General features: G+C 67.5%; 1 protein-coding gene. It reads right to left on the reverse strand.

Translation table 11 applies throughout. The features are described 5' to 3' along the window. Positions 1-1,845: methanol/ethanol family PQQ-dependent dehydrogenase (locus tag D588_RS0122395; protein WP_017917591.1), on the reverse strand; the 1,845-nt coding region annotated here is incomplete at both ends.

Consider the following 1,845-nt stretch of genomic DNA (forward strand, 5'->3'; position numbering starts at 1 on the left):
TGACGGTCTTGCCGGCGCCGTCGATGCGGAAGGTGTGCACCATGCCGCCCAACGGGATCTTGTCGAAGCCGTTGCTGAAGGCCAGGCCGGCCGCACCCAGCGCACCGTACGGATCGCCCGGATCCAGGCCGGCGGCGACCGGCAGGCCGATCCAGCCGCCGATGCCCGAGAACACCGCCACGTACTGGTGGCCGTTGGCCTTGTAGGCGATCGGGTTGCCGATGATGCCCGAGGGCAGCTTGGTCTCCCACAGCTTCTTGCCGGTGTCCTTGTCCACCGCGCGGAACCAGCCGTCCAGCGTGCCGTAGAACACCAGCCCGCCATCGGTGACCAGGGTGCCGCTCCACACCGGGAACTTCTCCTTGATCTCCCACTTGGACTTGCCTTCGACCACGTCGAACGCCTTGACGATGCCCAACGCGCCCGGCTCGTTCGGCTTCATCAGCACGTTGGCGAACACGTACGGCAGGCCCATCATGGTGTTGCCGCGCTCCTGCGGGTCCAGCTCCATGTGCCAATTGTTGGTGCCGCAGAAGAACACCGCCGAATTGGACGGGTCCACCGAGCACGGCTGCTGGTCCTTGCCGCCCATCGCCGCCGGGAACGCCTCGACCTTGCGGCCGCGTTCCAGCGGCGAGTGCGCCGCGACCTTGACCGGGCGCCCGGTCTTCATGTCGATGCGCTCGGCCCAGTTGGCCGGCACGAACTTGTTGGCGCGCAGCAGGGTGCCGTCGCGGCGGTCGAGCACATAGGCGAAGCCGTTACGGTCGAACTGCACCACCGACGGCACCTGCTTGCCGTCGATGGTCAGGTCGACCAGGATCGGCTCGTTGACGCCGTCGTAGTCCCATTGGTCGAACGGGGTCTTCTGGTAGCCCCACACCGCCTCGCCGGTGTCGATCTTGCGCGCGAACAGCGTCATCGACCACTTGTTGTCGTACTCGCCGGTGTCGCATTCCTTCTGCGTGGTCTTGCCGCAGCGGTACGACGGGCTCCACAGGCCCGGATTACCGGTGCCGTAGTAGACCAGCTTGAGTTTCGGGTCGTAGCTGTACCAGCCCCACGCCGCGCCGCCGCCGCGCTTCCAGCCTTCGTCGGGATAGGTCTTCTGGCCGAGGTCGCCGAGCTGGCCGTGCTGCGGATTGGCCTTGTTGAAGTCCGGGCCGAGGCAGATGTCCTTGTCGGTGCCGGTGGCCTCGCAGGACCAGGCCTGCTTGCCGTCGGCCAGCGCGTACGCGGCGACCCGCCCGCGCACGCCGAACTCGTTGCCGCTGATGCCGGCCACGACCTTGCCGTCGGCGATGATCGGGGCCATGGTGATGGTCTCGCCCTTTTCGGGATAGGCGAGCTTCTGCTTCCACACTTCCTTGCCGGTCTTGGCATCGAGTGCGATCACGTCGCCGCTGAGGCTGCCGAACACCACCTTGCCGTCGGCGTAGGACGCGCCACGGTTGACCGTGTCGCAGCAGGCCACCGCGACGGCGCGCTCGTCCTGCTGCGGGGTGTACTTCCACAGCACCTTGCCGGCGTCTTCCTGCGACAGGTCGATCGCGAACACGTTGTTCGGATAGGCGCTGACCATGTACATGGTGCCGCCCACCACCAGCGGCTGGCCTTCATGGCCGCGGGTGGCGTCGGTCTTCATCTCCCACGACATCTTCAGGTTCTTGACGTTGTCGCGGTTGATCTCGGCCAGCGGGCTGTGCCGGGTCAGGCCGAAGTCGCGGCCGATGCCGCCCCAGTTGTCCGGGTTGGCGGCATTGCTGGCGAACTCGCTGTCGGTATCGGCGACCGCGGCCGGCGCGGCGGCCGGCGGCTGCTGTGCGGCGGCCGGTGCGGCCGGCG

This window comes from Xanthomonas sp. SHU 308 (assembly GCF_000364645.1).
Lineage (GTDB): Bacteria > Pseudomonadota > Gammaproteobacteria > Xanthomonadales > Xanthomonadaceae > Xanthomonas_A > Xanthomonas_A sontii.